Origin of the sequence: Micromonospora sp. NPDC023814 (assembly GCF_040639595.1) — a bacterium.
In the GTDB taxonomy this organism is placed as follows: domain Bacteria; phylum Actinomycetota; class Actinomycetes; order Mycobacteriales; family Micromonosporaceae; genus Micromonospora.
This window is the reverse complement of record NZ_JBFAAF010000218.1, coordinates 1-1,711: the sequence shown is the minus strand read 5'-3', so window position 1 is coordinate 1,711 and position 1,711 is coordinate 1. Positions and strand designations below refer to the sequence as shown.

The 1,711-nt window shown below is 67.6% G+C and carries 4 protein-coding genes; 1 reads left to right on the top strand and 3 read right to left on the bottom strand.

Features of this window, described 5'->3' with window-relative positions; genetic code table 11:
* The first annotated feature begins 13 nt into the window (after positions 1-13).
* Positions 14-97, top strand: a complete 84-nt coding sequence (locus tag AB0G14_RS35570) for a hypothetical protein (protein ID WP_357705187.1) — start codon at positions 14-16, stop codon at positions 95-97.
* A 181-nt stretch (positions 98-278) separates the two neighbouring features.
* Here the strand turns inward: AB0G14_RS35570 and AB0G14_RS35565 are convergent, their stop codons facing one another.
* The 3 genes from AB0G14_RS35565 to AB0G14_RS35555 all read right to left on the bottom strand — a co-directional run bounded on the left by AB0G14_RS35565 (position 279) and on the right by AB0G14_RS35555 (position 1,532).
* Positions 279-884, bottom strand: a complete 606-nt coding sequence (locus AB0G14_RS35565; RefSeq protein ID WP_357705185.1) for a transposase — start codon at positions 882-884, stop codon at positions 279-281.
* The gene (locus AB0G14_RS35560) at positions 863-1,114 is read right to left on the bottom strand and encodes a winged helix-turn-helix domain-containing protein (RefSeq protein WP_357705183.1); all 252 of its coding nucleotides are present in this window, start codon (positions 1,112-1,114) and stop codon (positions 863-865) included. Before AB0G14_RS35560 ends, AB0G14_RS35565 begins: the two co-directional genes overlap by 22 nt.
* A gap of 85 nt (positions 1,115-1,199) precedes the next feature.
* The gene (locus AB0G14_RS35555; protein WP_357705181.1) at positions 1,200-1,532 is read right to left on the bottom strand and encodes a hypothetical protein; all 333 of its coding nucleotides are present in this window, start codon (positions 1,530-1,532) and stop codon (positions 1,200-1,202) included.
* Positions 1,533-1,711: the final 179 nt, after the last annotated feature.

Here is a 1,711-nt window from a genome sequence, read left to right as displayed (position 1 = left end):
GTCGTCGGACGGGCTGGCCAAGCCGGCGCCGAAGTCGTTGCGCACGCGGTCGGGTCGGCGCCCGGGTGGGCAGCCTGGTCATGAGGGCCGCACGTAGCGGCAGGTGACTGATCCGCACGAGCGGTTCGAGTACGAACCGGCCGGGTGTGGCGGGTGCGGTGAGGACCTGGCGGCGGCGGAGCCTGCCCGTCCACGACTGACCATAACAGACAGATAATGCGATCACCCAACCCGTCGCACGAATAGCATCGACACCCGCAGCTACAGATCTTGAATGGTCAGGTTGTGTCGGGTTCGAGTGTCAGTCCGGTGTGAGCGAGGAAGTTGTCGAGCAGGTCGTTGCGGTACTGGATGCTCTTGAGTCGGTTCTTGATGATCGCGAGGAGGTGATCGACGCCGGTCACGGCGAGGTTGCCGATGCTGCGTTTGAGGTGCGACCACACTGCCTCGGTGGGGTTCAGGTCCGGGGCGTAGGCCGGTAGCCGGATCACCGTCAGCCAGTCCCGGGCGTCGATCATCTGCCGCATGGCGGCGGAGACGTGGGTGTTCAGGTTGTCCCAGACGCACACGATCGGGCCGCCGAGCTGCTGGTGGGCGGCATCCAGCAGGGCGATGTAATCGCGTTCGCTGAAGCTGCGCCGCTCGTTCTTGCGGCCACGATGCACGATCGTGCGGTAGATCAGCCGGGACCGCTGGCCGGGCCGGTAACAGGTCAGCCCGGCGATCGAGACGCGGCCGGAGCCCTTGCCCGACACCGGGACTACGGGGGTGTGCCCGCGTCGTCCCCAGGTGCGCGCCTTCGGTGGGCGCAGCGTCTGGCCGGCCTCGTCTTCGAAGACCAGCCACGCCTGCCGCTGCGCCGCTACCGTTTTCCCGCCGGCCACGTCTCCCGCCGCCAGGTGACGATCGCGGCCTCGTCCCGCTCGACCGCACGATGCGCGGGGACCTGCACCGACCAGCCCAGCCGGTACATGATGTTCGCCGTGCCACGCAGCGTGTACCGGATACGGAACATCCGGACGATCAGGTCCGACACCCGGGCCAGGGTCCAGCGCTGATCAATGCCGAAACCGTGCGCCGCCGGCCCCTCCTCCAGGGCATCGGCCAGCCGCATATACGGCCGGTGCCGGACACGCCTTCATCATCGTTCGTCACGACGCGGACCTTAGCCGCCGCCTGCGGATGGCTTCGTTGGAGGCCTACGCGTCAGGGACGTTGTGCTCGGCTGGTCGCAGATACGGCTCGCGTGTCAGAAACTCGCGGTAGCGATCTTGCATCTCGGCGCCGGCCTGTTCGAGCGACGGTTCTTTGTGGCTGCCCGACGGCCATGGTTGCGCGGTCAGGAAGGCCAGCACTGCGGAGACGGTCGCCGGCGTAACCACGGGTGCGATGTCGGCGTGCGCGGCGGCCAGCGCACTCTGGAGACTCGGCGCGAGCCGGCGCAGTTGCAGGGGGTCGAAGACCACCAGCGACTGGCGGTCAACGAACGGCGGCGCGATGGCCAGTCCGACGTGCCCGGCATGCGAGACCAAGAATGTCTCGCTGGCGTCGGCCGGCGCACGACGCAGGACCTCGGCCCAGTCCTGCTTGAGTAGGAATGAACGTAGGGCAGCCGCTGCCCTGTCTGCCAGGCTGAGATGAGGCAGCCTCCCCGGTGAAGCTAGGCTTGCTGGGAGACAGGAAGAGGATCATCGTGACACTGCCCAACACG